20 protein-coding genes and 2 pseudogenes are annotated in these 22,179 nt (G+C 63.5%); 13 read left to right on the top strand and 9 right to left on the bottom strand.

Going from position 1 to position 22,179, the window contains the following annotated elements; all coding sequences use genetic code 11:
* The 6 genes from AWB82_RS20295 to AWB82_RS20270 form a co-directional block, all read left to right on the top strand.
* Positions 1–1,051, top strand: a 1,051-nt coding sequence (locus AWB82_RS20295) for an FGGY-family carbohydrate kinase (RefSeq protein WP_086970363.1), incomplete at its 5' end; no start/stop codon positions are given.
* 108 nt (positions 1,052–1,159) lie between these two features.
* Entirely contained in the window at positions 1,160–2,374 is a 1,215-nt protein-coding gene (locus AWB82_RS20290) for an AGE family epimerase/isomerase (RefSeq protein ID WP_086970361.1), read from the top strand.
* 27 nt (positions 2,375–2,401) lie between these two features.
* On the top strand, positions 2,402–3,508 hold the full coding sequence (locus tag AWB82_RS20285) for an S-(hydroxymethyl)glutathione dehydrogenase/class III alcohol dehydrogenase (RefSeq protein WP_086970359.1): 1,107 nt from the start codon (positions 2,402–2,404) through the stop codon (positions 3,506–3,508).
* 14 nt (positions 3,509–3,522) lie between these two features.
* The gene (fghA, locus tag AWB82_RS20280) at positions 3,523–4,371 is read left to right on the top strand and encodes an S-formylglutathione hydrolase (RefSeq protein WP_086970357.1); all 849 of its coding nucleotides are present in this window, start codon (positions 3,523–3,525) and stop codon (positions 4,369–4,371) included.
* A gap of 530 nt (positions 4,372–4,901) precedes the next feature.
* Positions 4,902–5,858 carry a hypothetical protein gene (locus AWB82_RS20275; protein WP_086970355.1) on the top strand — a complete coding sequence of 319 codons (957 nt, stop codon included), beginning with the start codon at positions 4,902–4,904 and terminating at the stop codon, positions 5,856–5,858.
* Positions 5,851–6,336, top strand: a complete 486-nt coding sequence (locus AWB82_RS20270; RefSeq protein ID WP_086970385.1) for a hypothetical protein — start codon at positions 5,851–5,853, stop codon at positions 6,334–6,336. Before AWB82_RS20275 ends, AWB82_RS20270 begins: the two co-directional genes overlap by 8 nt.
* Positions 6,337–6,567: 231 nt before the next feature.
* On the opposite strand, the pseudogene AWB82_RS36795 reads toward AWB82_RS20270, so the two are convergent.
* From AWB82_RS36795 to AWB82_RS20250, 5 genes and pseudogenes are all read right to left on the bottom strand, one after another.
* A pseudogene (locus AWB82_RS36795) lies at positions 6,568–6,690 on the bottom strand (transposase); the annotation flags it as partial.
* A gap of 127 nt (positions 6,691–6,817) precedes the next feature.
* Positions 6,818–7,606, bottom strand: coding sequence for a metal ABC transporter permease (locus AWB82_RS20265; RefSeq protein ID WP_086970354.1), 789 nt, complete (start codon positions 7,604–7,606; stop codon positions 6,818–6,820).
* 8 nt (positions 7,607–7,614) lie between these two features.
* Complete coding sequence (locus AWB82_RS20260) at positions 7,615–8,499, bottom strand: metal ABC transporter ATP-binding protein (protein ID WP_200818155.1); 885 nt, start codon at positions 8,497–8,499, stop codon at positions 7,615–7,617.
* Positions 8,496–9,377, bottom strand: a complete 882-nt coding sequence (locus AWB82_RS20255) for a metal ABC transporter solute-binding protein (RefSeq protein ID WP_086970352.1) — start codon at positions 9,375–9,377, stop codon at positions 8,496–8,498. The genes AWB82_RS20260 and AWB82_RS20255 overlap by 4 nt, the downstream gene beginning before the upstream one ends.
* 41 nt (positions 9,378–9,418) lie before the next feature.
* On the bottom strand, positions 9,419–9,877 hold the full coding sequence (locus tag AWB82_RS20250; protein ID WP_086970350.1) for a Fur family transcriptional regulator: 459 nt from the start codon (positions 9,875–9,877) through the stop codon (positions 9,419–9,421).
* A gap of 340 nt (positions 9,878–10,217) precedes the next feature.
* Here AWB82_RS20250 and AWB82_RS20245 point away from each other — a divergent pair, with 340 nt between their 5' ends.
* The 7 genes and pseudogenes from AWB82_RS20245 to AWB82_RS38380 form a co-directional block, all read left to right on the top strand.
* Positions 10,218–10,991, top strand: coding sequence for an L-iditol 2-dehydrogenase (locus tag AWB82_RS20245; protein ID WP_086970348.1), 774 nt, complete (start codon positions 10,218–10,220; stop codon positions 10,989–10,991).
* Between the two features lie 259 nt (positions 10,992–11,250).
* On the top strand, positions 11,251–12,618 hold the full coding sequence (locus tag AWB82_RS20240; protein WP_096031447.1) for an ABC transporter substrate-binding protein: 1,368 nt from the start codon (positions 11,251–11,253) through the stop codon (positions 12,616–12,618).
* Between the two features lie 63 nt (positions 12,619–12,681).
* Positions 12,682–13,620 carry a carbohydrate ABC transporter permease gene (locus tag AWB82_RS20235; protein ID WP_086970346.1) on the top strand — a complete coding sequence of 313 codons (939 nt, stop codon included), beginning with the start codon at positions 12,682–12,684 and terminating at the stop codon, positions 13,618–13,620.
* Positions 13,617–14,468: a carbohydrate ABC transporter permease gene (locus AWB82_RS20230; RefSeq protein WP_086970344.1), complete on the top strand. Its 852-nt coding sequence runs from the start codon at positions 13,617–13,619 to the stop codon at positions 14,466–14,468. Before AWB82_RS20235 ends, AWB82_RS20230 begins: the two co-directional genes overlap by 4 nt.
* Positions 14,469–14,478: 10 nt before the next feature.
* Positions 14,479–15,192: an HAD family hydrolase gene (locus AWB82_RS20225; RefSeq protein WP_086970342.1), complete on the top strand. Its 714-nt coding sequence runs from the start codon at positions 14,479–14,481 to the stop codon at positions 15,190–15,192.
* Positions 15,193–15,237: 45 nt separating this feature from the next.
* Entirely contained in the window at positions 15,238–16,374 is a 1,137-nt protein-coding gene (locus AWB82_RS20220) for an ABC transporter ATP-binding protein (protein ID WP_086970340.1), read from the top strand.
* Positions 16,375–16,457: 83 nt separating this feature from the next.
* Positions 16,458–16,651, top strand: a pseudogene (locus AWB82_RS38380) (MOSC domain-containing protein); the annotation flags it as partial.
* A 26-nt stretch (positions 16,652–16,677) separates the two neighbouring features.
* Here the strand turns inward: AWB82_RS38380 and AWB82_RS20210 are convergent.
* The 4 genes from AWB82_RS20210 to AWB82_RS20195 form a co-directional block, all read right to left on the bottom strand.
* A complete protein-coding gene (locus AWB82_RS20210; protein WP_086970337.1) occupies positions 16,678–17,625 on the bottom strand; it encodes a sugar-binding transcriptional regulator in 948 nt (315 codons plus the stop codon).
* A 126-nt stretch (positions 17,626–17,751) separates the two neighbouring features.
* Positions 17,752–19,233, bottom strand: coding sequence for a xylulokinase (gene xylB / locus AWB82_RS20205; protein WP_086970335.1), 1,482 nt, complete (start codon positions 19,231–19,233; stop codon positions 17,752–17,754).
* A 184-nt stretch (positions 19,234–19,417) separates the two neighbouring features.
* Positions 19,418–20,797, bottom strand: a complete 1,380-nt coding sequence (gene dalD, locus AWB82_RS20200; RefSeq protein ID WP_086970333.1) for a D-arabinitol 4-dehydrogenase — start codon at positions 20,795–20,797, stop codon at positions 19,418–19,420.
* A 465-nt stretch (positions 20,798–21,262) separates the two neighbouring features.
* The gene (locus tag AWB82_RS20195) at positions 21,263–22,084 is read right to left on the bottom strand and encodes an EAL domain-containing protein (protein WP_086970331.1); all 822 of its coding nucleotides are present in this window, start codon (positions 22,082–22,084) and stop codon (positions 21,263–21,265) included.
* Between the last annotated feature and the right edge of the window lie 95 nt (positions 22,085–22,179).

Raw genomic sequence — 22,179 nt, 5'->3', positions numbered from 1 at the left:
CGCGTCGAACGAGCCGCAGATCGCGGCCGCCGCGCGCTGGGCCTTGCAGCCGAAGGACTGGCTGCGCGTGAAGCTGGGCGGCACGTTCGCGAGCGACGCATCCGATTCGTGCGCGACCGCGCTCGCGCGGCCATCGGGCGAATGGGACGACGCGCTGATCGACCGGCTCGGCTTGCCGCGCATGTGGTTCGCGCCGCTCGCGGCATCGCACGAAACCGGCGGCGCGTTGTCTTCGGCGGCGGCGTCCGCGCTCGGGCTCGAAGCGGGCATTCCGATGGCCGTCGGCGCGGGCGATACGCCGTGCGCCGCGCTCGGCAGCGGCCTGTGCGCCAATGGCGACGCGCTCCTCACCACCGGCACGGGCGGCCAGATCGTCGTGATGTGCGCGGATCCGCCCGCGCCCGTGCACGGCCTGCACACGTATCGCGCGGCGACCGGCGCGTGGTATCGCATGGCGGCGATGCAGAACGTCGGCGTCGCGCTGGAAGCGGTGCGCGGCTGGCTCGGCTACGCGTCGTGGCGCGACGCCTACGACGACGCGTTCGCCGCGCACGCCAGCGCGTCCGTGAGCTTTCTGCCGTATCTGAGCGGCGAGCGCTCGCCGTGGATGAACCCGAACGCGCGCGGCGGCTGGCTCGGACTTGGCCTCGACGACACGCGCGGCACGATGATGCGCGCCGCGTTCGAGGGCGTGGCATTCGCATTGCGTGCGGGACTCGACGCGATCCGCGCGAACGGCGCGCCGCTCGATGCGATGCTGCTCGCGGGCGGCGGCTCGGTCGATCCGCGCTGGCGTCAATTGCTCGCCGACGCGCTGCGCGTCGAGTTGCGCGCCGTCGATTGCCCGAACGCGGCGACGCGCGGCGCGGCGCTACTCGGCGGCATCGCGGCGGGCCACTGGCGCATCGGCGATCTGGCGTCGCTCGCGCCCACGGCCACGCTCGCCGCGACGCCGCGTCCGAATCCATCGCTCGATGAACGGCTCGCGCGTTTCATCGATCTGTACAAGCGCACCGAAGACTGGTTCGCGATCGGGCGCGAGTCCGCTTAAACTTTCGTACCTTTAATCCCGATGCCTTTCGCGTCGGGGACTATGAAGCGGCGCTTCATATAAGCGGTAACTGAAGCTCGCCTCGTCCAGACAACATCGAACTCAGCCATGCCCGCACCTTCGCCGTCACATCCCGATTTCCGCTCGCGCGCGTTCCTGCTCGATCACGCGTTGCGCACGATGACCTTCTATCATCCGCACTGCATGGACCCGGCGGGTGGCTTTTACCACTTCTACAAGAACGACGGCACGATCTACGACCGCACGACGCGCCATCTCGTGTCGAGCACGCGCTTCGTCTTCAACTATGCGATGGCGTACAAGCACTTTGGCCTCGATGAATATCGCGGCGGCGTGGCGCATGGCATCGAATATCTGCGCGAGTTTCATCGCAATCCGCGCACGGGCGGCTATGCGTGGACGCTGAATGGCAGCGACGTCACCGATGCGACCAACCATTGCTATGGCCTCGCCTTCGTCGTGCTCGCGTATGCGAAGGCGGTCGAAGCCGGGTTCGACGAAGCGCGCGCCTATCTCGACGAAACCTGGAACCTGATGGAGACGCACTTCTGGGACGCGCAATACGGTCTCTACAAAGATGAAGCGAGCGCGGACTGGTACGTGTCCGACTATCGCGGGCAGAACGCGAACATGCACACGTGCGAGGCGCTGCTCGCCGCGTTCGAAGCGACGGGCGAAGCACGCTATCTCGACCGCGCGGCCTTGCTCGCGGACAACATGGTGAATCGTCAGGCCGCGCTCGCGGGCGGGCTCGTGTGGGAACACTACAAGCCGGACTGGTCGATCGACTGGGATTACAACAAGGGCGATCGCAGCAATATCTTCAGGCCGTGGGGCTTTCAGCCGGGGCATCAGACGGAATGGGCGAAGCTGCTGCTCATTCTCGATCGTCACCGGCCCGAGGCGTGGCACGTCACGCGCGCCAGAGAGTTGTTCGATCGCGCGCTGGAATCGTCGTGGGATCACGAGCACGGCGGCATGGTCTACGGCTTCGACACCGAGGGCCGGTTCTACGACGAAGACAAGTATTTCTGGGTGCAGGCGGAATCGCTCGCGGCTGCCGCGCTACTCGCGGATCGCGCACAACGCGATGGCGACGCCGCGCTCGCCGCGCGTTACTGGAACGATTACGATCGCCTGTGGACCTATAGCTGGGAGCATTTCGTCGATCACAAGTGGGGTGCGTGGTATCGGATTCTCACGCGCGACAACCGCCAGTACAGCGACGAGAAAAGCCCCGCGGGAAAGACCGACTATCACACGATGGGCGCATGTTACGAAGTCCTGAACATCATGCGCTGAGACATTCACAACCTTGGGAGCTAAACGATGAAGACCAAAGCAGCAATCGCATGGGAAGCCGGCAAGCCGTTGACGATCGAAGAGGTCGATCTCGAAGGCCCGCGCGCGGGCGAGGTGCTGATCGAAGTGAAAGCGACGGGCATCTGCCACACCGACTACTACACGCTCTCGGGCGCGGACCCCGAAGGCATTTTCCCCGCGATTCTCGGACATGAAGGCGCGGGCGTCGTCGTGGATGTCGGGCCGGGCGTCGGCACGTTGCGAAAGGGCGATCACGTCATTCCGCTCTACACGCCGGAGTGTCGCCAGTGCAAGTTCTGTCTTTCGCGCAAGACCAATCTGTGTCAGGCGATTCGTGCGACGCAGGGCAAAGGCCTCATGCCGGACGCGACTTCGCGTTTCTCGCTCGATGGCAAGCCGCTGTTCCATTACATGGGGACATCGACGTTTTCGAATTACATCGTCGTGCCGGAAATCGCGGTGGCGAAAGTGCGTGAAGATGCGCCGTTCGACAAGATCTGCTACATCGGTTGCGGAGTGACGACGGGCGTCGGCGCGGTCGTGTATTCGGCGAAAGTGGAGGCGGGCGCGAACGTCGTCGTGTTCGGTCTGGGCGGCATCGGCCTGAACGTGATTCAGGGCGCGAAGATGGTCGGCGCGGACAAGATCATCGGCGTCGATATCAATCCGGGCCGCGTCGAACTCGCGAAGAAGTTCGGCATGACGCACTTCATCAACCCGAAGGAAGTCGAGAACGTCGTCGACCATATCGTGCAATTGACCGATGGCGGCGCGGACTATTCTTTCGAATGCGTCGGCAATGTGAAGCTCATGCGTCAGGCGCTCGAATGCACGCACAAGGGCTGGGGGCAGTCGTTCATCATCGGCGTGGCGGCGGCGGGTGAGGAGATCAGCACACGTCCGTTCCAGCTCGTGACGGGACGCGAGTGGAAAGGCTCGGCGTTCGGCGGCGCGCGCGGGCGCACGGACGTGCCGAAGATCGTCGACTGGTACATGGAGGGCAAGATCAATATCGACGATCTGATCACGCATCATCTCAAGCTGGAGCAGATCAACGACGGCTTCGACCTGATGAAGAAGGGCGAGTCGATCCGTTCCGTCGTTATCTATTGAGCGAGGAAAACGCGATGCTGGAACTCGTGGAAGAACATCGTTGCTTCGATGGCGTGCAGCGCATCTATCGGCACGATTCGCAGACGATTGGTCTGCCGATGCGCTTTTCCGTCTTTCTGCCGAAGCAGGCGGCGTCGGGGAAGGTGCCGGCGCTCTTCTATCTCGCCGGTCTGACCTGCACCGAGGAGACGTTCCCGATCAAGGCGGGCGCGCAACGTTACGCGGCGGAGCACGGCATCGCGCTGATCGCGCCGGATACATCGCCTCGCGGCGCGGATATTCCGGGTGAGAAAGATGCGTGGGATTTCGGCGTCGGCGCGGGCTTTTATGTCGATGCGACGTGCGAGCCCTGGGCGCGGCGTTATCGCATGGACTCGTATGTGACGCGGGAATTGCGCGAGACGGTGCTCGCGGAGTTGCCGGTGCGCGAGGATCGCATCGGCATCTTCGGGCATTCGATGGGTGGTCACGGCGCGCTCGTGCTCGCGTTGCGCAATCCGGATCTGTACAAGTCGGTGTCGGCGTTCGCGCCGATCGCGGCGCCTTCGCAATGTCCTTGGGGCGTGAAAGCGTTCTCGGGCTATCTCGGCGACGATCGCGAAGCGTGGAAGCAATACGATGCGAGCGAGCTAATCAAGGGCGATGCGGCGTCGCGTTTCGAAGGCGGCATTCTCATCGATCAGGGAATGGCGGATCAGTTTCTTGCCGAGCAGTTGCATCCCGATGTGCTGGAGCGCAATGCGCAGCAGGCGGGGCATAAAGTGACCGTGCGGCGGCATGAAGGGTATGACCACGGGTACTTCTTCATTTCGACCTTCGTCGGCGAGCATGTCGCGCATCACGCGCGGGTTTTGGGGCGCTGACGGGTTTTTATTGTTGTCGGGGTTCGTGATCGTGTTGGTTTGTTAGCGGTGCCGCTGTGCGGGGCGGCACCTACTTTCTTTGGCTAGCGCAAAGAAAGTAGGCAAAGGAACCAGCTTTTCAGGCCCCGCGGTCACACGCACGTTGGCCAATTTTCTCCTCCAAGGTGGCACTCGCCTAAAGAGTGCCCTCGAAGACCTAATCGGGCTTGGATCGCGCACGGTCTTACGAGCGACCAGTTTCAGCGCGCCGGCTCAGCACGAAACAGCTTCGGCACAGCGCTACGCGCTGCCGTCGGGTATGCAGGGGAAACCGACGAATCACAGATGAAGCGGGATGGCGGAAGCTGAAAGAAAGGTGCACGTGCAGACCGGCCGCGGGACGGGCTTGAGCCGTTTCGTGCTGAACCGGTTTGTTGTGTGGTGCGATGCGGCAGACCCTGCGCGAGCCAAGCCGCATTTTCGAGACGCAACTGCAAAGACGAATTTACCCTCCGGTAGGATTAGCAGTCCTGCTAAAACACGGAGATGACATGTCGTTTCCCGAATGGGGATATTCGTATAACGCGCTCTACGTACCATTGACGGGAGGTCGGCATTGCGCGCTGATGCCAGCCCACGAGGTGCAGGAAGTCGATCGCTCTTGGGTCTTGCCGTTCGAAGTGCGCAAGCATAAGAGAAAAGAGCAAAAGGAGCAAATCGAGCAAGACCGACAGGACTTCGACCGCCTGTTCAGAGTAAGGATCGACCGGCGCGACGCGCGCTCGTGTTCCGACTTTCGCCAATACGCCGATTTCATCGTCCGAACGCTGCGAGTTTCGACTTGGGACAGGCCGGTTGACGGCGATGGGATCACACGCGTTCTCCGCCGTGCTGCCCGCGAGGGTCGTCTTATTCCCGTGATTGCGCGCAATTGGCACGGCGGCCAGCGCGTTTTCAGGCACTATGCGCCGCAGCGGTGGCCGACTCTGGGCGGCGGCGCGCAAGCCACAAGCGAAGTTTTCAGTTGGCGCGAATTCGCGGCGCTCAGGAAGGCCAACGGAGAGACGGGTTTCGGCGCTCACCTACTCGATTCCGACCTAAGCGCTGCGCGCAACGACGCAAGTGGCGGCAATTTCGATTGGATGAGCGTGATAGAAGCCGCGGGCGGCGCGGTCGCCGGGGCTGCGTTGCGCGGCAAAGACGCCGACAGCACTTCGATGCTCAAGAGTTTCGGAGATTCAGACAGCGGCGGGTCGTTGCTTGGTGACGCGCAGCCGTTCGATTACGTGCCGGATGATCTCGGGCAGGCCGTTGATCTCGTGGCCGGCGGCGAAGGAACGCCGGGCAATAATCAAGCACAGAACAAACAGTTCAAAGCAGTGGTTAGGGCGTTGGGTCTCGACAAGAATCAAGCGCAGGAACTTCACATGGAGATTAGCAAGCAAGGGCTCGGGTATCAGGAAATCATGGAGCGCGCGCGGGATATTTTCGGAGGTGTACGTGACTAATACGAAACGCGAAATTACGCGACGCCTTTCGGTACTGATTGGGCTTGATGTGAGCGCCGTCAGCCATGCGGCAGATATGCTGACCGTTCATTTCGGCCCGCAAAAACCGTACACAACGCGTCGGGGTACCGTCCTTGAAGGCGGCGCATGGGCATTACACGTTCAATGTCCCTGGCGGATTATGCGAGCAGGTGTGATTGTGGCAACGCAAGCCGTGCTTGCTGGCTCTGATGACGCCGTGCAACGTGGCGCGAAGTGGCTTAACAGACTATTGGTGACAGACGGGCCGATGAGTGTGAGAAGCCTGTCGGCAACGGAGTCTGGAGGGCTGCAACTTTCAATGTCGAATAACTTTTACCTGGAGGTCGTTTCTGGAACCGTGCCAGATGAGGAAGATTGGCGCTTCTTTGAACCGGGCTCTGATGCGAAGCATTTCGTCATCGAAGGAGGAAAAATTGATCCGTGGTCCCTGTTCTGACACCACGATTCGCACGAATCGCTGCGCTGGAAAATGAAAACGGTGTGGCTCCGGGAATCGTATGGCGACGAAGAACTGACGCAATCCCGGAAGCGCGAAGCGCGATTTGTCGGACTCTGCGAAGTCCGGCGCGTGACTGCACCGGAAGAGGCTTGGCAGCCTGTTGCAAAAAGGAGCCCTTAGCGCCTTCGAGAGGCAAGCGAGCGCGCCAGCCATCCGCGCCGATGGCAGCGCTTCAATCGTCGATGCCCGATAGACCTCTTTAAGCGCTGCGGCCACCGATTTGCGGTCTTTCCAATTCGCGAATTCCAGCGAATTGCGGATCAGGTGGACGATGCAGGTTTGTACCGTCGTTTCAGCCGTGCCATTCAGCGACTCGTCTGTGCCGGGGCCGGTGTGAAGCAATCTGAAGTAACCACCGCCCCGCACAAAGGCAACGCCAACAAGCCAACACGTTCACGAGTCCCGTCAACCCAAACCCTCAATGCCCGCGCCGCCCGAGCAAACTCGCGCCATACACGAGCGCCGCAAGCATCGTGATCCAGAAGCTCGTCGGCCAATCGGTGTAATACGCGAGCGTGAGCCCGACCCACGCCTGCCCGAGCGCGAACAGTGCCGCGAGCACCAGCCCCGACGACAACCGCGTCGTCACGTTCTGCGCCGCCGCCGCCGGTCCGACCATCAACGCGAACACGAGCAGCACGCCGACGATCTGCGTGCAAGCCGCGACCGCAAGCGCGGTGATCGCGAGAAACAGCACGGAGACGAGCCGCAACGACACGCCCTTGGCTTCTGCAAGCTCCGGCTGCAAGGACGCGAACAGCAGCGGCCGCATGATGAACGCAAGCGCGCCGAGGCTCACGACCGCAAGCCCGGCCAGCACCACGAGCGTGTCATGACTTACGCCGAGCACGTTGCCGAAGAGAAGCGCGGTCGCCTGCGTCGCGTACGCGGTGAAGAAGTGCAGAAACAACAAGCCGAAGCCGAGCGATAGCGAAAGAATCACGCCGATGGCCACATCGCGGCCCGAGAGACGCTCGCCGAGCGCGCCCATGCCGACGCCCGCCGCGAGCGTGAATCCGACCATCCCCCAGAGCGGCGACATGCCGAGCAGCACCGCGCCCGTCGCGCCGGTGAAGCCGACGTGCGAAAGCGCGTGTCCCGCGAAGGTCTGTCCGCGCAGCACGAGAAAGTACCCGACGATCCCCGACAACACCGCGACGATTCCCGACGCCGCGAATGCATTCACCATGAAGTCGTATTCAAACATTGCGCTTTCTATTTGACGTGGCTGTGGCTATGGCCGTGCTCATGCTCATGGCCATGATCGTGTTCATGTTCGTGCTCCTCGCCTTCTTCGTGCGCGTGATCGAGCTTGTCGATTTCCACATCGCCCGACATCACGAAGATGCGGCCGTTCACGCGCATCACGTCGATGGGCGAGCCGTACAGACGCGACAGCACGGGCTTGGAGATGACCTCGTCGACCGTGCCGAGCGCCGCGCGCCCGCTGCCGAGATAGAGCACGCGGTCGAGCGAATTGAGCAGCGGATTTAGCTCGTGCGCCGAAAACAGCACGGTGATGTTCAACTCGCGCTGCACGCGCCGCACGAGTTCGACCACACCCGTCTGATGCCGCGGATCGAGGCTGATGAGCGGCTCGTCGAGCAGCAAAAGACGCGGATTGCCGAGCAGACATTGCGCGAGCAAAAGGCGCTGACGCTCCCCGCCCGACAACTCCGACAGCGGACGCGAAGCCAGTTGATGCGCGCCGACGAGCTCCAGCACGCGCTCGACATCGGCGCGGATGCGCGCGTTGCGATGCGGCAGTCCCCACTGATGACCATCGGCGGCCATCGTCACGAAATCGCGGCCGAGCACGCGCCGGTTCGCGAGGCCCGTGCGAATCTGCGGCATATAACCGATCGACGGATTGCCGCGCACGACCGCTTCGCCGTTCACGCGAATCCTGCCGCTCTTGACGGGCACGAGCCCGAGGAGCGCGCGCATCAACGTGGTCTTGCCCGCGCCGTTCGGCCCGAGCACGCCGATGAACTCGCCGGTTTTGACGGTCAGGCTCGTGTCGTTGAGAATCTCGCGGCCGCCGAGCGCGAGCGTTACGCGATCGACTTCGAGCGCGGGCGGCATCGTCGCGGCGTTCATCGTTGCCATCCTTGCAAGGCGCCCGCGAGCGAGTCGAGTTGCGACTGCATCCATTGCTGATACGTTTTCTTCGCGGGCAAGGTCTCCGTCACGCTGATGCTCGGCACATGCGCGTCCTTCGCGACGTTGAGCAGACGCTTCGTCAGCGCGCCCGTCGCCTGGCTGTTGTAGATGAGCACGTGCACGCGGCGTTCGCGCAGATCCTTTTCGAACGCGACGATATCGGCGGGGCTCGGCTCGGTCTCGTTCATCGACGCCAGCTGGAAGCGCTGGTTGCGCATCTCCAGGCCGATCGCATCGGCCATGTAGCCGAACACCGGCTCGGTCGCCGTGACGGGCACGCCCTTGTAGCGCGCCTTCATCTGCGCGACGCTCGCATCGATCGGCTTCATCGAATCGAGGAAGGTCGCGAGGCGCGCGTCGTAATCGCTCTTGTGCGACGGGTCCGCGCTCACGAGATACGCGCTCACCGCTTTCGCGACGACGCGCATCGTCGCCGGGTCATACCAGAGATGCGGATTGTCGCCGGCCTTCTTGCCGACGAGTTTCGCCGCGACGATCACCGTGCGCTTGTCGTTGCGCTTCGATGCCGCGAGCAGCTTGTCCATCCACGGATCGTAGTCCGCGCCGTTATAGACGACGAGCGCCGCATGCTGCAACGCGCGCGCGGTCTTCGGGCTGGCTTCGAAGAGATGCGGGTCTTCGTCCGGATTGTTGAGGATGCTCGTCACCTGCACGTGATCGCCGCCGAGCTGGCCGATGACGTCGCCGTAGAAATTCTCCGCCGCGACCACCGGCACGCGCGCGGTCTGCGCCGATGCCGCGTTGCAAAAGCCGAGCGCGATGGCGAAGCAGGACAGGACGTGCGCGAGTTTCATCGATTTCCTTTCTGGCTGAGTTGTTCTCGGGATGATGCGATTCACGCGCCGCGATGCTTTCGCTGGCAATCGGCGCACAGCCCGCTCAGTTCGACGACCTGGTGATGCACCTGGAAGCCATGCGCGGGCGGACTCGCCGACAGCGACGAAGCGAGTTCGCGGCCCTGGATTTCGAGCGTCGCGCCGCATTCGTCGCAAATGAGGAACTGGCTTTCGTGCGGCTTGCCGGCATCGCAACACGCGATGAACGCGTTCTTCGATTCGATGCGATGCACGAAGCCGTTTTCGACCAGAAACTCAAGCGCCCGATACACGGTGGTCGGCGGCACGCGCGCGCCGCGTTGCGGCTCCATCGCGTCGATGAGGTCGTAGGCGCCGATCGGCTTGTGCGCCTTCAGCACGAGTTCGTATACCTGACGGCGCAGCGGCGTGAGCGCGACGCCGCGCTCGACAGCGAGGACTTCAGCGCGCGCCAGCATGGTTTCGACGGATGCGGTCATGTGATGTCGGCCACGCAGGACGTGGCTGGAAAAGGTTGAAGCGCGAGCGGAAGCTCCGCTCGTCGGACGTTTCCGAGATGATATAACGTATCGTCATCGGTTGCACGCGCGTATTGCCTCAAATGCCTCGCCCCGCGGTACGCCCCTTGCTCCCGGACGCCTTGCCAGGCGGGGTTTTCCCGAGGTTTTCCGACGTTTGCGCGTCGCAACATCGAAACCTGCGCCGATGCCTTGACACGATCACGCGCAGCGCCGATCATTCGATCAAACAGAGAGCAATTGTTCATTTGCGGAGCGTTCGCTCACCGCGAAAGAGCGAAGCCAGAAATCGGAGACATCGGTGAGATTGAGAGACAAGGTCGCGATCATCACGGGCGCCGCGAGCGGTATCGGCGAAGCGGTTGCGCGGCGCTATCTGGAAGAAGGCGCGAAGTTGGTCGTCGTCGACGTGAAGAACGAAGACGACATGGCCCAGCGCTTCGCGGATGCGCCCGGGCGCGTGTTCGCGCTCAAGGCCGACGTCACGCAGCGCGAAGATATCGCGCGCATCGTGGCAAGCGCCGTCAAGCGTTTCGGCGGCGTCGACATTCTCTTCAACAACGCGGCGCTCTTCGACATGCGCCCGATCCTCGACGAATCCTGGGACGTCTACGACCGCCTCTACGCGGTCAACGTGAAGGGCATGTTCTTCCTGATGCAAGCGGTCGCGCTTCGCATGGTCGAGCAGGGGCGCGGCGGCAAGATCATCAATATGTCATCGCAGGCCGGACGGCGCGGCGAGGCGCTCGTGTCGCATTACTGCGCGACCAAGGCGGCGGTGATCAGCTACACGCAATCGGCGGCGCTCGCGCTCGCAAAAGAGCGCATCAACGTGAACGGCATCGCGCCGGGCGTCGTCGATACCCCGATGTGGAACGAGGTCGATGCGCTCTTCGCGCGCTACGAGAATCGTCCGCTCGGCGAGAAGAAACGGCTCGTCGGCGAGGAAGTGCCGCTCGGGCGCATGGGCGTGCCCGCCGACCTGACGGGCGCGGCGCTCTTTCTGGCGTCATCGGATTCGGATTACATCACCGCGCAGACGATCAACGTCGACGGCGGCAACTGGATGAGTTGATGCACCGCCCCCGCGCGGGGCGTGCGGCTTGAAGCACGGAAAGCACCGTCTATAGTGAAACGGCGTCGCGGCGAATGCGCCACGATCGCGAAGGCGGACGCGAGACATGTCGTGCGCAGTGCGGCAGCAAGGATAACCCCGGCAACCACGCGATCCATGATCGCGCACCCTCAAAAGCAGGCAGCGGCATACACGGCGCTTGCGTTCATGCATCGAGACCGGCGCGGCGCCCGTGCCAACAAAAAGGAGACGAACTCAAATGAAACGCACTCAACGCATCGTTCGAGCACAACCGCGCGCGCGTCGCGCTCCGTTCGCGGCCGCGACGCTGACCGCTGCTTTGGCCGCGGCGGCGCTCGTGCCGCTCTCGGTGCATGCGGCGACGACCATCACGATCGCGACCTTGAACAACCCGGACATGATCGAGCTGAAGAAGCTCGCGCCGGCGTTCGAAAAGGCCAATCCGGACATCCAGCTCAAATGGGTGATTCTCGAAGAGAACGTGCTGCGCCAGCGTGCCACGACCGACATCACGACCAACAGCGGCCAGTTCGACGTGATCACCATCGGCACCTACGAGGCGCCGCAGTGGGGCAAGCGCGGCTGGCTCTCGCCGATGACGGGTCTGCCCGCCAACTACGATCTCGACGACGTCGTGAAGACCGCGCGCGACGGCCTGTCGTACAACAACACGCTCTATGCGCTGCCGTTCTACGTCGAAAGCTCGATGACGTACTACCGCAAGGATCTGTTCCAGGCAGCGGGCCTCAAGATGCCGGATCAGCCGACTTACGACCAGATCAAGCAATTCGCCGACAAGCTCACCGACAAGGCCAAGGGCCAGTACGGCATCTGTCTGCGCGGCAAGGCTGGCTGGGGCGAGAACATGGCATTCGTATCGACGGTCGTGAACACGTTCGGCGGCGAATGGTTCAACGAGAAATGGCAGGCGCAGCTCGACACGCCCGAGTGGAAAAAGGCGGTCGGCTTCTACGCCGATCTGCTGAAGAGCGACGGCCCGCCGGGAGCGAGCTCGAACGGCTTCAACGAGAACCTCACGCTGATGTCCTCCGGCAAGTGCGCGATGTGGATCGACGCGACCGTCGCCGCGGGCATGCTGTACAACAAGTCGCAGTCGCAGGTGTCGGACAAGATCGGCTTCGCGGCCGCGCCTGTCGCCGTCACGCCGAAGGGCTCGCACTGGCTGTGGTCGTGGTCGCTCGCGATTCCGAAGACGTCGAAGCAGCAGGACGCCGCGAAGAAGTTCGCCGCGTGGGCGACGTCGAAGGAATACATCGAAATGGTCGGCAAGGACGAAGGCTGGGCCTCGGTGCCGCCGGGCACGCGCAAGTCCACCTATGCGCGCCCCGAGTACAAGCAGGCCGCGCCGTTCGGCGACTTCGTGCTGAAGGCGATCGAAACCGCCGACCCGAACGACGCGACGCTCAAGAAGGTGCCGTATAGCGGCATCCAGTTCGTCGGCATTCCGGAGTTCCAGTCGTTCGGCACGGTGGTCGGTCAGTCGATCGCGGGTGTCGTCGCCGGACAGACGAGCGTCGATCAGGCGCTGAAGGCGGCGAACGCCACCGCCGATCGCGCCGTGAAGCAAGCGGGCTATCAGAAGTAATTTCCGTGGTAACGGGCCGCGTCGCCTGATGCGGCCCGGGAAGCATCATCGAGAGGTGACACGATGAGTCAACTGAATCCCCCCATCACCGATCGTCATCTGGAGGAGTCCGCCGCCGAGCGCGACAAGCGCCGCGCGAAGTCGGTGCGCTGGCTGATCTCGCCGTCGACCGGACTGCTCTTTCTGTGGATGGCCATTCCGCTCGCGATGACGATCTGGTTCTCGTTCTCGCGCTACAACCTGCTGAATCCGGATGTCAAAGGTTTCGCGGGCTTCGATAACTTCGAGTTTCTCGTCACCGATCCCGCGTTCGGGCCGTCCATCGGACACACGCTGACGCTGATCGTTTCGGTGCTCGTCATCACGGTCGTGGGCGGCGTGCTGCTCGCCGTGCTGTTCGATCGCAAGTTCGTCGGGCAGGGCATCGCGCGTCTGCTCGTGATCGCGCCGTTCTTCGTGATGCCGACGGTCTCCGCGCTTATCTGGAAGAACATGATCCTGCATCCGGTGTACGGCCTCATCGCCGGCCTGATGCGCTCGATGGGCATGCAGCCGATCGACTGGTTCGCCGACTATCCGCTTTTCGCGGTGATTGTGATCGTCGCGTGGCAGTGGCTGCCGTTCGCGTTCCTGATTCTCTTCACGGCGATTCAATCGCTCGACCAGGAGCAGAAGGAAGCGGCGCGCATCGACGGCGCGGGTCCGTTCGCGATGTTCTTCTTCATCACGCTGCCGCATTTGAAGCGCGCGGTCGCCGTGGTCGTGATGATGGAAACCATCTTTCTCCTGTCGATCTTCGCGGAAATCTATACGACGACGGGCGGCGGCCCCGGCACCGCGACGACCAATCTCTCGTACCTGATTTACGCGCTCGGCCTGCAGCAGTTCGATGTCGGTCTCGCATCGGCGGGCGGCATTCTCGCGGTGATTCTCGCCAACATCGTCGCGTTCTTCCTCGTGAGAATGCTCGCGAAGAACCTCAAAGGGGAGTACGAGTCATGAGCACTCAATCCGTAAGCGCACCGCCGCGGACCACCGCGCTCGGTCACGTCAAGAACATCGTGCCCGGCATCGTCGCGTGGATCGTGTCGATCCTGCTGTTCTTCCCGATCTTCTGGATGACGATCACCGCGTTCAAGACCGAGCAGCAGGCGTATTCGTCGTCGCTGTTTTTCACGCCGACGCTGGACAGCTTTCGCGAAGTGTTCGCGCGCAGCAATTACTTCGGCTTCGCGTGGAATTCGGTGCTGATCTCGCTGGGCGTCACGGTGCTTTGCCTGATTCTCGCCGTGCCGTGCGCCTACGCGATGGCCTTCTTCCCGACCAGGAAAACGCAGTCGGTGCTGTTGTGGATGCTCTCCACGAAGATGATGCCGTCGGTCGGCGTGCTCGTGCCGATCTATCTGCTGTGGAAGAACACGGGCCTGCTCGACACCGTGTCCGGCCTCGTGATCGTGTACACGCTGATCAACCTGCCGATTGCCGTATGGATGGCCTTCACCTATTTCAACGAAGTGCCGAAGGACATTCTCGAAGCGGGCCGCATCGACGGCGCGACCACATGGCAGGAGATCGTCTATCTGCTGATGCCGATGGCGTTGCCCGGTCTCGCATCGACGGGTCTTTTGCTCATCATCCTGTCGTGGAACGAGGCGTTCTGGAGCATCAACCTCTCTAGCTCGAACGCGGCGCCGCTGACGGTGTTCATTGCGTCGTATTCGAGTCCGGAGGGCCTTTTCTGGGCCAAGCTCTCGGCGGCTTCGTTGCTCGCGGTCGCGCCGATTCTCATCGTCGGCTGGGTCTCGCAGAAGCAACTGGTACGCGGCCTCACGTTTGGCGCGGTGAAGTGAGGACGCACTCGTGAACCTCACCCCATCCAGAGAGGCCAACCTCGAAGATCGCCTGCTGATCTGCGATTGCGACGGCGTGCTGATCGACAGCGAAGCGGTGGCGGCGCGCATGCTCGTCGGCGAATTGCAGGCGCTGTGGCCGGGCGTCGATGTGGAGCCCGTCGTGATGCCGCTGCTCGGCCTGCGCATCGAGGCAGTGCTCGCGAGCGCCGCCGATACGGTGAACCGAGCGCTGACGAACGATCAGGTCGTCGCGATCCGGCGTGCCGTCGAAGCGGCGGCGATAGAGGCGCCGACCGTGCCGGGCATCGCCGAGGCGCTCGCGGCCGTGCCCTTCACGAAGGCGTGCGCGAGCAACAGCTTCTCGACCTACGTCGATGCCGTGCTGCAACGCACGGGCCTCTTGCGCTTCTTCGGCGAGCGGCGCTTTTGCGCGGACATGGTCGCGAATCCGAAGCCCGCGCCGGACGTGTACCTCGCGGCGGCGCGCGCGATGCGCATCGATCCGCTGCGCTGCCTCGTCGTCGAGGACAGCGTGACCGGCGTGAGCGCGGCGCGGGCGGCGGGCATGCCCGTGCTCGGCTTCATCGGCGGCGGGCATGCGAGCGAAGGACAGATCGGCGCGCTGGAAAAAGCGGGCGCGCAAGCGGTATTCGACGACATGACGCGGTTGCCTGCGCTCGTCGAGCAATGGCTGCAGAACGCGACGTTCGAACTCAGATAGCGATGGCGTTCATCGCATCGCTAATGAAGACTGGAGACACACACCATGGCTAGCCTGACACTGCGCAACATCAGCAAGCGTTATGAAGAAACCGAGGTGATGCGCAACATCAACCTCGATATCAACGACGGCGAGTTCGTCGTGTTCGTGGGACCGTCGGGCTGCGGAAAGTCGACGCTGATGCGCATGATCGCCGGTCTGGAGGACATCAGCGGCGGCGACCTGATGATCGACAACGCGCGCGTGAACGAACTCGCGCCCGCGAAGCGCGGCATCGCGATGGTGTTTCAGTCGTACGCGCTCTATCCGCACATGACGCTCTACGACAACATGGCGTTCGGCCTCAAGCTCGCCGGCGAGAAGAAGCCCGCGATCGATGCCGCCGTGAAGAACGCCGCGAAGATTCTGCACATCGACCATCTGCTCGATCGCAAGCCGAAGCAGCTCTCGGGCGGTCAGCGGCAGCGCGTGGCGATCGGGCGCGCGATCACGCGCAAGCCCAAAGTGTTCCTGTTCGACGAGCCGCTCTCGAACCTCGACGCCGCGCTGCGCGTGAAGATGCGTCTGGAATTCGCACGCCTGCACGACGACCTCAAGACCACGATGATCTACGTGACGCACGATCAGGTCGAAGCAATGACGCTCGCGGACAAGATCGTCGTGCTGTCGGCGGGGAATATCGAGCAGGTGGGCACGCCGAACACGCTGTATCACGCGCCCGCGAACCGTTTCGTCGCGGGGTTCATTGGCTCGCCGAAGATGAACTTTTTGTCGGGCACGGTCGCGCAGATTCAGAACGACGGCGTGCTCGTGAAGTACGCGACGGGCGAGACGCAACTGGTCGGCGTGCTGCCGGGCAATGCGAAGCCGGGCGATGCGGTGACGGTCGGCGTTCGTCCCGAGCATCTGCAGCCGAATTCGCCGGAAGCGGGCGATTACGGTCTCTCCGCCACGGCGATGACGGTCGAAACGCTCGGCGACGCGGCGTATCTGTACGCCGAAACCGAAATCGCACCGGATGGATTGATCTCGCGCATTCCGCCGCTGGAAAAGCACGCGCGCGGCGAGAAGTTGAAGCTTGGCGCGCCGCCTGAACATTGCCATCTGTTCAACGCGGAAGGGCAGGCGTTCACGCGCAAGGTGGTCGATTCGTGGCAGCGGGAGCACGCGACGGCGGCTTGAGTTTTTTCGGGTGTTGCCACAAGCGCGGCGCGGTTCGGAAGGGCCGCGCCGCATCGCACGCACACGCGTTTCGTCGGCAAGGCGCGCCGTGCATCGCGGCGAATCGGTTTCGGCCGAATCTCGTGATCGTCGAACTGGATGCTTACGAAGAAGATTTCGTCGATCAGGAAGGAAGGACACGGGCGCGCCGAATCCGGCATGGCCGCACGAACCGCTCGACACGATGAGCGCGTATCGCGGCAGCGAGCAGTTCGACGGCGCGCTGGAAATCGGGCAGGAAGTGGAAGCCGGGATCGAGAGCCTTCAGGCTTCGAGCGCGGCCTTGGCGCACAACTCGTCCGTGACGAGGCCCGAGAGCCATTTCCCCCTCAACGCGGCCACCAGCGCATCGCGCTTGCGCTGGCCGCCCGCGAAGCCGATCGTCGGGCGTTTGGGCGGCGAATCGAGCGCGAGGCTCGTCGCGCGCGCGCCGGTTTTCGACTGCACGCGCTTGCCTTGCGCATCGATCGGCAGGCCGAGCCATTCGGCCACCGCGCCCTCGAACATCATCTCGTCGACTTCCGCGCGCGTGATGAAGCCGTCCTCGTGCAGCGGACAGTTCACGCCGACGTTGCCGATCCCGACGAACGCCACATCCGCCTTCTGCGCCAGCTCGCCGACGATCCGATACAGCCGGTGATTGACCCATTGCGCGCGCTCGGCTTCGTTGTCGGCCATGAGCGGCGCGGGCAGCATGAAGTGCTTGCCGCCGGTCTTTTCCGATAACTGCTGCGCGACGTCATAGCGATTCGACGAGCCGTCCTGCGCGATCGCGCCGACCATCGACACGAAACGATGCTGCGGCCGGTCGATCTGCCCGATTTGCGCGACGCAGGCCTTCAGCGTGCGCCCGCTGCCGATCGACACGACGAGCGGCTTTTCTTCGAGCAGATAGCGCTCCATTACTTGCGCGCCGGCGACGGCGAGCTTGCGGTCGACCTGTTCGGGCGCGTCGCCGTCGATGGGCACGACTTCGCACATCGCGAGGCCGTAGCGGTCGCTGAGCGCCTTCGCGAGCGACAGACAATCGGCGATGCGATGATCGACCCGCACGCGGATCAGGTTTTTCTCGACCGCGAACGCGACGAGCCGCTGCGCCACCGGACGCGAGATCTGCAGCTTTTCGGCGATCTCGTTCTGGGTGTTGCCGGCGACGTAGTACAGCCAGGCTGCGCGCGTCGCGAGATCGAGTTTTTCGGTGGACTTGGGCACTGTTTTTTTTAGGGGAAGAGGGGTGTGGTGGGATTGTCGTGGAATCCTGAACGGGATTCGGCGAAAAAAAGCGCCAGCAAACCCACCCACCCACAAATTCCATAGAAGCCCAGCCGAACTACAAAATCAAGCCAACCTCGGCCGCGCCGGATCGAATAGCGGCCGCACATGCTGATACAACTCCCGGAACCCCTTCAGCCGCTGCCGCAGCAGCGCATGCCGCTCGGCATTGGGCGTGAACTCCTGCTTGATCTCGGGTTTCGCGAGCACCGTCGCCGGATCGCCACCCGCCGCGAGCCAGCCGAGCCGCGCCGCGCCCAGCGCCGCACCGGTTTCGCCGCCGCCGTGCGTGCGCGTCGGGGTATCGAAAGCATCGGCGAACATTTGCGCCCAGTACGCGCTGCGAGCGCCCCCACCGAGCATCGATAGCGCGCGCGCCTGCGTACCCGCCGATTGCAGCGCGTCGAGACCATCGGTCAGCGAAAGCGTGACGCCTTCGAGCACCGAATAGCCGAGCAGCGCGCGGTCGGTCGCGTGCGTCATGCCGAAGAACACGCCCTGCGCATACGGATCGTTGTGCGGCGTGCGCTCGCCGCTCAGATACGGCAGGAACAAGGGCGCGGAAGGCAGCGCATCGGCGGGCAGCGCCTCGATCTCCGCTAGCAGCGTCGGCTCGTCCGTCGATGTCAGTTTGCACACCCAGCGCAGGCAACTCGCCGCCGACAACACCACGCTCATCTGATGCCAGCGATCCGGAATCGCGTGGCAGAACGCATGCACCGCGGAAGCCGGATTCGGCCGGAAGCGATCGCCGATCACGCACAGCACGCCCGACGTGCCGAGCGACAGAAAGCCATCGCCCGGATCGGTCGCGCCGATGCCCACCGCGCTCGCCGCATTGTCGCCGCCGCCCGCCGCGACGATCACGCCTTCGCGCAGTCCGAACTCTCGCGCGAGTTCGGGCCGCAAGGTGCCCGACGGCTCGCTGCCCTCCGCGAGCGCCGGCATTTGCAGGCGCGACATGCTGCACGCGGCGAGCAACTCGTCGGACCAGTCGCGGCGCGCGACATCGAGCCAGAGCGTGCCGGCGGCATCCGATGGATCGGACACTTTCGTGCCCGTCAGATGCATGCGCAGATAATCCTTCGGCAACAGCACGCACGCCGTCTGCCGGAAGATGTCCGGCTCGTTGTGCGCGACCCAGAGCAGCTTCGGCGCGGTGAAGCCGGGCATCGCCAGATTGCCGGCGATCTCGTGCAGATTCGGCGCGCGTTCGTAGAGCTCGGCGCACTCCTTGTCGCTGCGCATGTCGTTCCACAGGATCGCGGGGCGCAGCACCTTGTCCTGCGAATCGAGCAGCACCGCTCCGTGCATCTGACCCGAGAGGCCGATGCCGCGCACCTGCGCGAACTGATCGGGAAATTTCTCGCGCAGCTTGAAGAGCGCGGCACGCGTGCCTTCCCACCAGTCGAGCGGATTTTGCTCCGACCAGCGCGGCTTCGGACGCGAAACGGTGAACGGCGTGCCCGCCGTGCCGACGACGCTGCCGTCGCTCGCGAGCAGCAGCACTTTCACTTCGGAGGTGCCGAGGTCGATGCCTAAGTACATGAACGGACCCTTTGTCGTTGCCGGTATCGAACCCGGCCAAAAACCAGGCGTGACGCCAATTCGGCGGGAGGCGCTAATTTAACGCCACGCGCGGCGCCGCGCCATGGGCACATTACCCGAGCGGCGCGGTGCGCGCTTCACGTTGGCCTTTAACGTGGCGATAACGTCGCGCTTATGGACGCGCTTACGGACGATTCGCGAGCCACGCATCGACTTTCGAAACCGCGTTGCGCATCACGCGTTCGAGTCCTTCGCTCTGCGCCATGCGGCCCCACAAGAGTTTGTCCGCGGTGAACGCCTTGAGCGGATCGGGCGCGGTGAAGAAGCCGTGCGCGAGCGCCGGGTCCATCACGCCGTCCTGATACGCATACGGCAGTTTGCCTTCATGCCAGCGTTCGAGAAAACGGAAGAAGAGCGCGGGCAGGATGGCGGTCGAATCGGGATCGACCTTGCGCGCGAAGCATTCGGAGAGCGTCGGCGCGATGAAGCCCGGCAGCTTCGAGAAACCGTCCGCCGCGACGCGCTGATTCGTGTCCAGGATGTACGGATTGCTGAAGCGGTCGAGCACGACATCGCGATACTTCGCGAGATCGATCGGGCTCGGCGAGAGGCAGGCGATCACGTCGTCGGTGACGTAGGCGTCCGCGAGCGCGCGGATCTCCATGTCCTGCGTGCCTTCGTGAATGTATTGCAGCCCGACGAGCGTGCCCGCCCACGCAATGCAGCTATGGCTCGCATTGAGGATGCGGATTTTCGCCTCCTCATACGGATGCACCGACTCGACCATCTCCGCGCCGACCTTCTCCCACGCGGGCCGCCCGGCGATGAAATCGTCCTCAATCACCCACTGGATGAACTTCTCGCCCATCACCGGCGCGCGGTCGTCGAAGCCGGTCGCGGCCTTCACGCGCTCGGCGACATCGGGCGTCGGGCGCGGCGTGATGCGGTCGACCATCGCGTTCGGACACGATGTGTTCGCGATCATCCAGTCGCGCAGCGCGGTTTCGCCGCGTCGTTCGAGGAATTCGAGCATGCCCGCCTTGAAGCGGTCGCCGTTGCTGCGCAGGTTGTCGCAGTTCTGCAGCGAGACCTTGCCCGCGCCGTTTTTCATGCGCGCATCGAGGATCGCGGCGAGCGCGCCGTAGATCGTCGTTTTCGCGCCTTTGAGGTCGGCGGCGAGATCGGGATTGGCGGTGTCGAGCTTGTCGTGCTCGTCGAGGTAATAGCCGCCTTCGGTGACGGTGAACGACACGATCTTCGTCTTCGGGTCCGCGCCCACGGCGATGAGTTCGGCCAGATCCGCGGACCACGGCACGACCTTTTTGATCGCGCGAATGGTCTCGTACTCGCGCTCGCCCTTCGGCGTGACGGTTTCGAGCGTGTATTCGCCGTTCTGCGCGGCGAGCGCGTCGAGCACGGCGTTCATGTCGCCGCGAATATTGCCCACCGCGAGCGACCAGCTTTTGTCGCCCGTCTCGTTCAGTCGATGCAGATACCACGCCTGATGCGCGCGATGAAAAGACCCGGCGCCGATGTGCAGGATCACGTTGGCTTCGCTAGTCATGTCGTCTCTTCCTCTGAATGGCTGCGCGCCCGTTCTTCGCGGGCGGCGGGTCGCCGTGACGCGCGATGGCGGCCAAAGCGGTTAGGTGAGCATTTGCTCTGTTGATGATCGAATGATCGTATTCGCCCGGACGAAAGTCAAGGCGCGATGCTTGCCGCGACGCGGCGCAATTCACGCGCCTTGGGGCATTGAAAAGGTCGGTGCGGGCGCGCGTTTGGGCGGCGTTGCGGCGCAGCAATCGAATCGGGGCGGGGCATCGGGAATAACCCGGAGAGTCAACGCGAGGGGCGTTGAACGAAGGCGCGTGCTGTCAATCGAGCAGGATCTCGAAGCCGCGACGGACGCAGCCCGACGCGCAACGTCAACGCATGCGTGCGCAGCGCTTCAGCGTTTATCTCGATCTATATCCGGCGTTGAAGCCGTCGATGCATCGTTAGCGCGTCGAATGAGCGCCCGGTCCGGCGATCAGCGTCCGTGCACCGGATGCGCATCGAACACCGGTCCCTGCACGAAATGCACGTCGAACTGCTGGAGCGCATTGAACTGCGCTTCGTCGCAGACATTCGAAAAGATGAGCGGAATCTTCAGTCGATGCGCATACGCCACGAGATGCTTCACCACCGAATCGCGCAAGGCCTGCCCCGCATCCATCTTGATGAAATCGAGCCGCGCCATGTCCGACACGGCCATGATCTGCCCGGCGTTGGGCAGATTGCCCGCGACCTTGAACCCGTAGTGCTGATAGCTCTTGGTGAGATAGCCGACAAACGTCTTGTGCGCGACCGCCGCTGCCGGCAATTCGATCACGATGCGCGACGGACTCACGCCGAACTCCATCAGCACGGACGAGAAGTGCAGTCCGTGGTCGTACTTCACGCTCTTCAAAAGCCGCTCGTGCACGCGCAAGAACAACAGCCCCGGCCGATGCGGCCCGAAGAAGTTGAACGCATGCACCGCGCGCGATAGCCGGTCCAGCGCGACCAGCTCGCGATCGTCTTCAAGTTGTCCGAACGGATCGCGCGGCGCATCGCCCTGAATGAGCGTCAATGCCTGCACGCCGAGTTCATCGCCGAAACGCTGCGCGCTCTCCGGCGACGCGCTCAAGGTTTGCGGAAAGCTGTGTGTGCCGACATCGAAGATCGGCTCGTAGGCGCTCGAAATGCACAGATCGCGGTAATGCGCGACCGCTTGCCCGGCGTGCTCGTTCTCGCCGAGCGCGACATGCGCGCCGAGAAACGGATGTTCCGCGGCGCGGGCGACGAGTTCGGGCAAGGACGGGGCGATCATTGGATGGAGCGTTCGATTGGCGCAGCGTGCCGTACCGATTGTCATTGGAATGGTCGATGGTATCAGCGCGCAACACCGCGTCCAGCACCAAATTC

Source organism: Caballeronia glebae, assembly GCF_001545035.1.
Classification (GTDB): domain Bacteria; phylum Pseudomonadota; class Gammaproteobacteria; order Burkholderiales; family Burkholderiaceae; genus Caballeronia; species Caballeronia glebae.
Note: the sequence above shows the minus strand (reverse complement) of the source record. Positions and strands in the feature narration are given on the sequence as shown.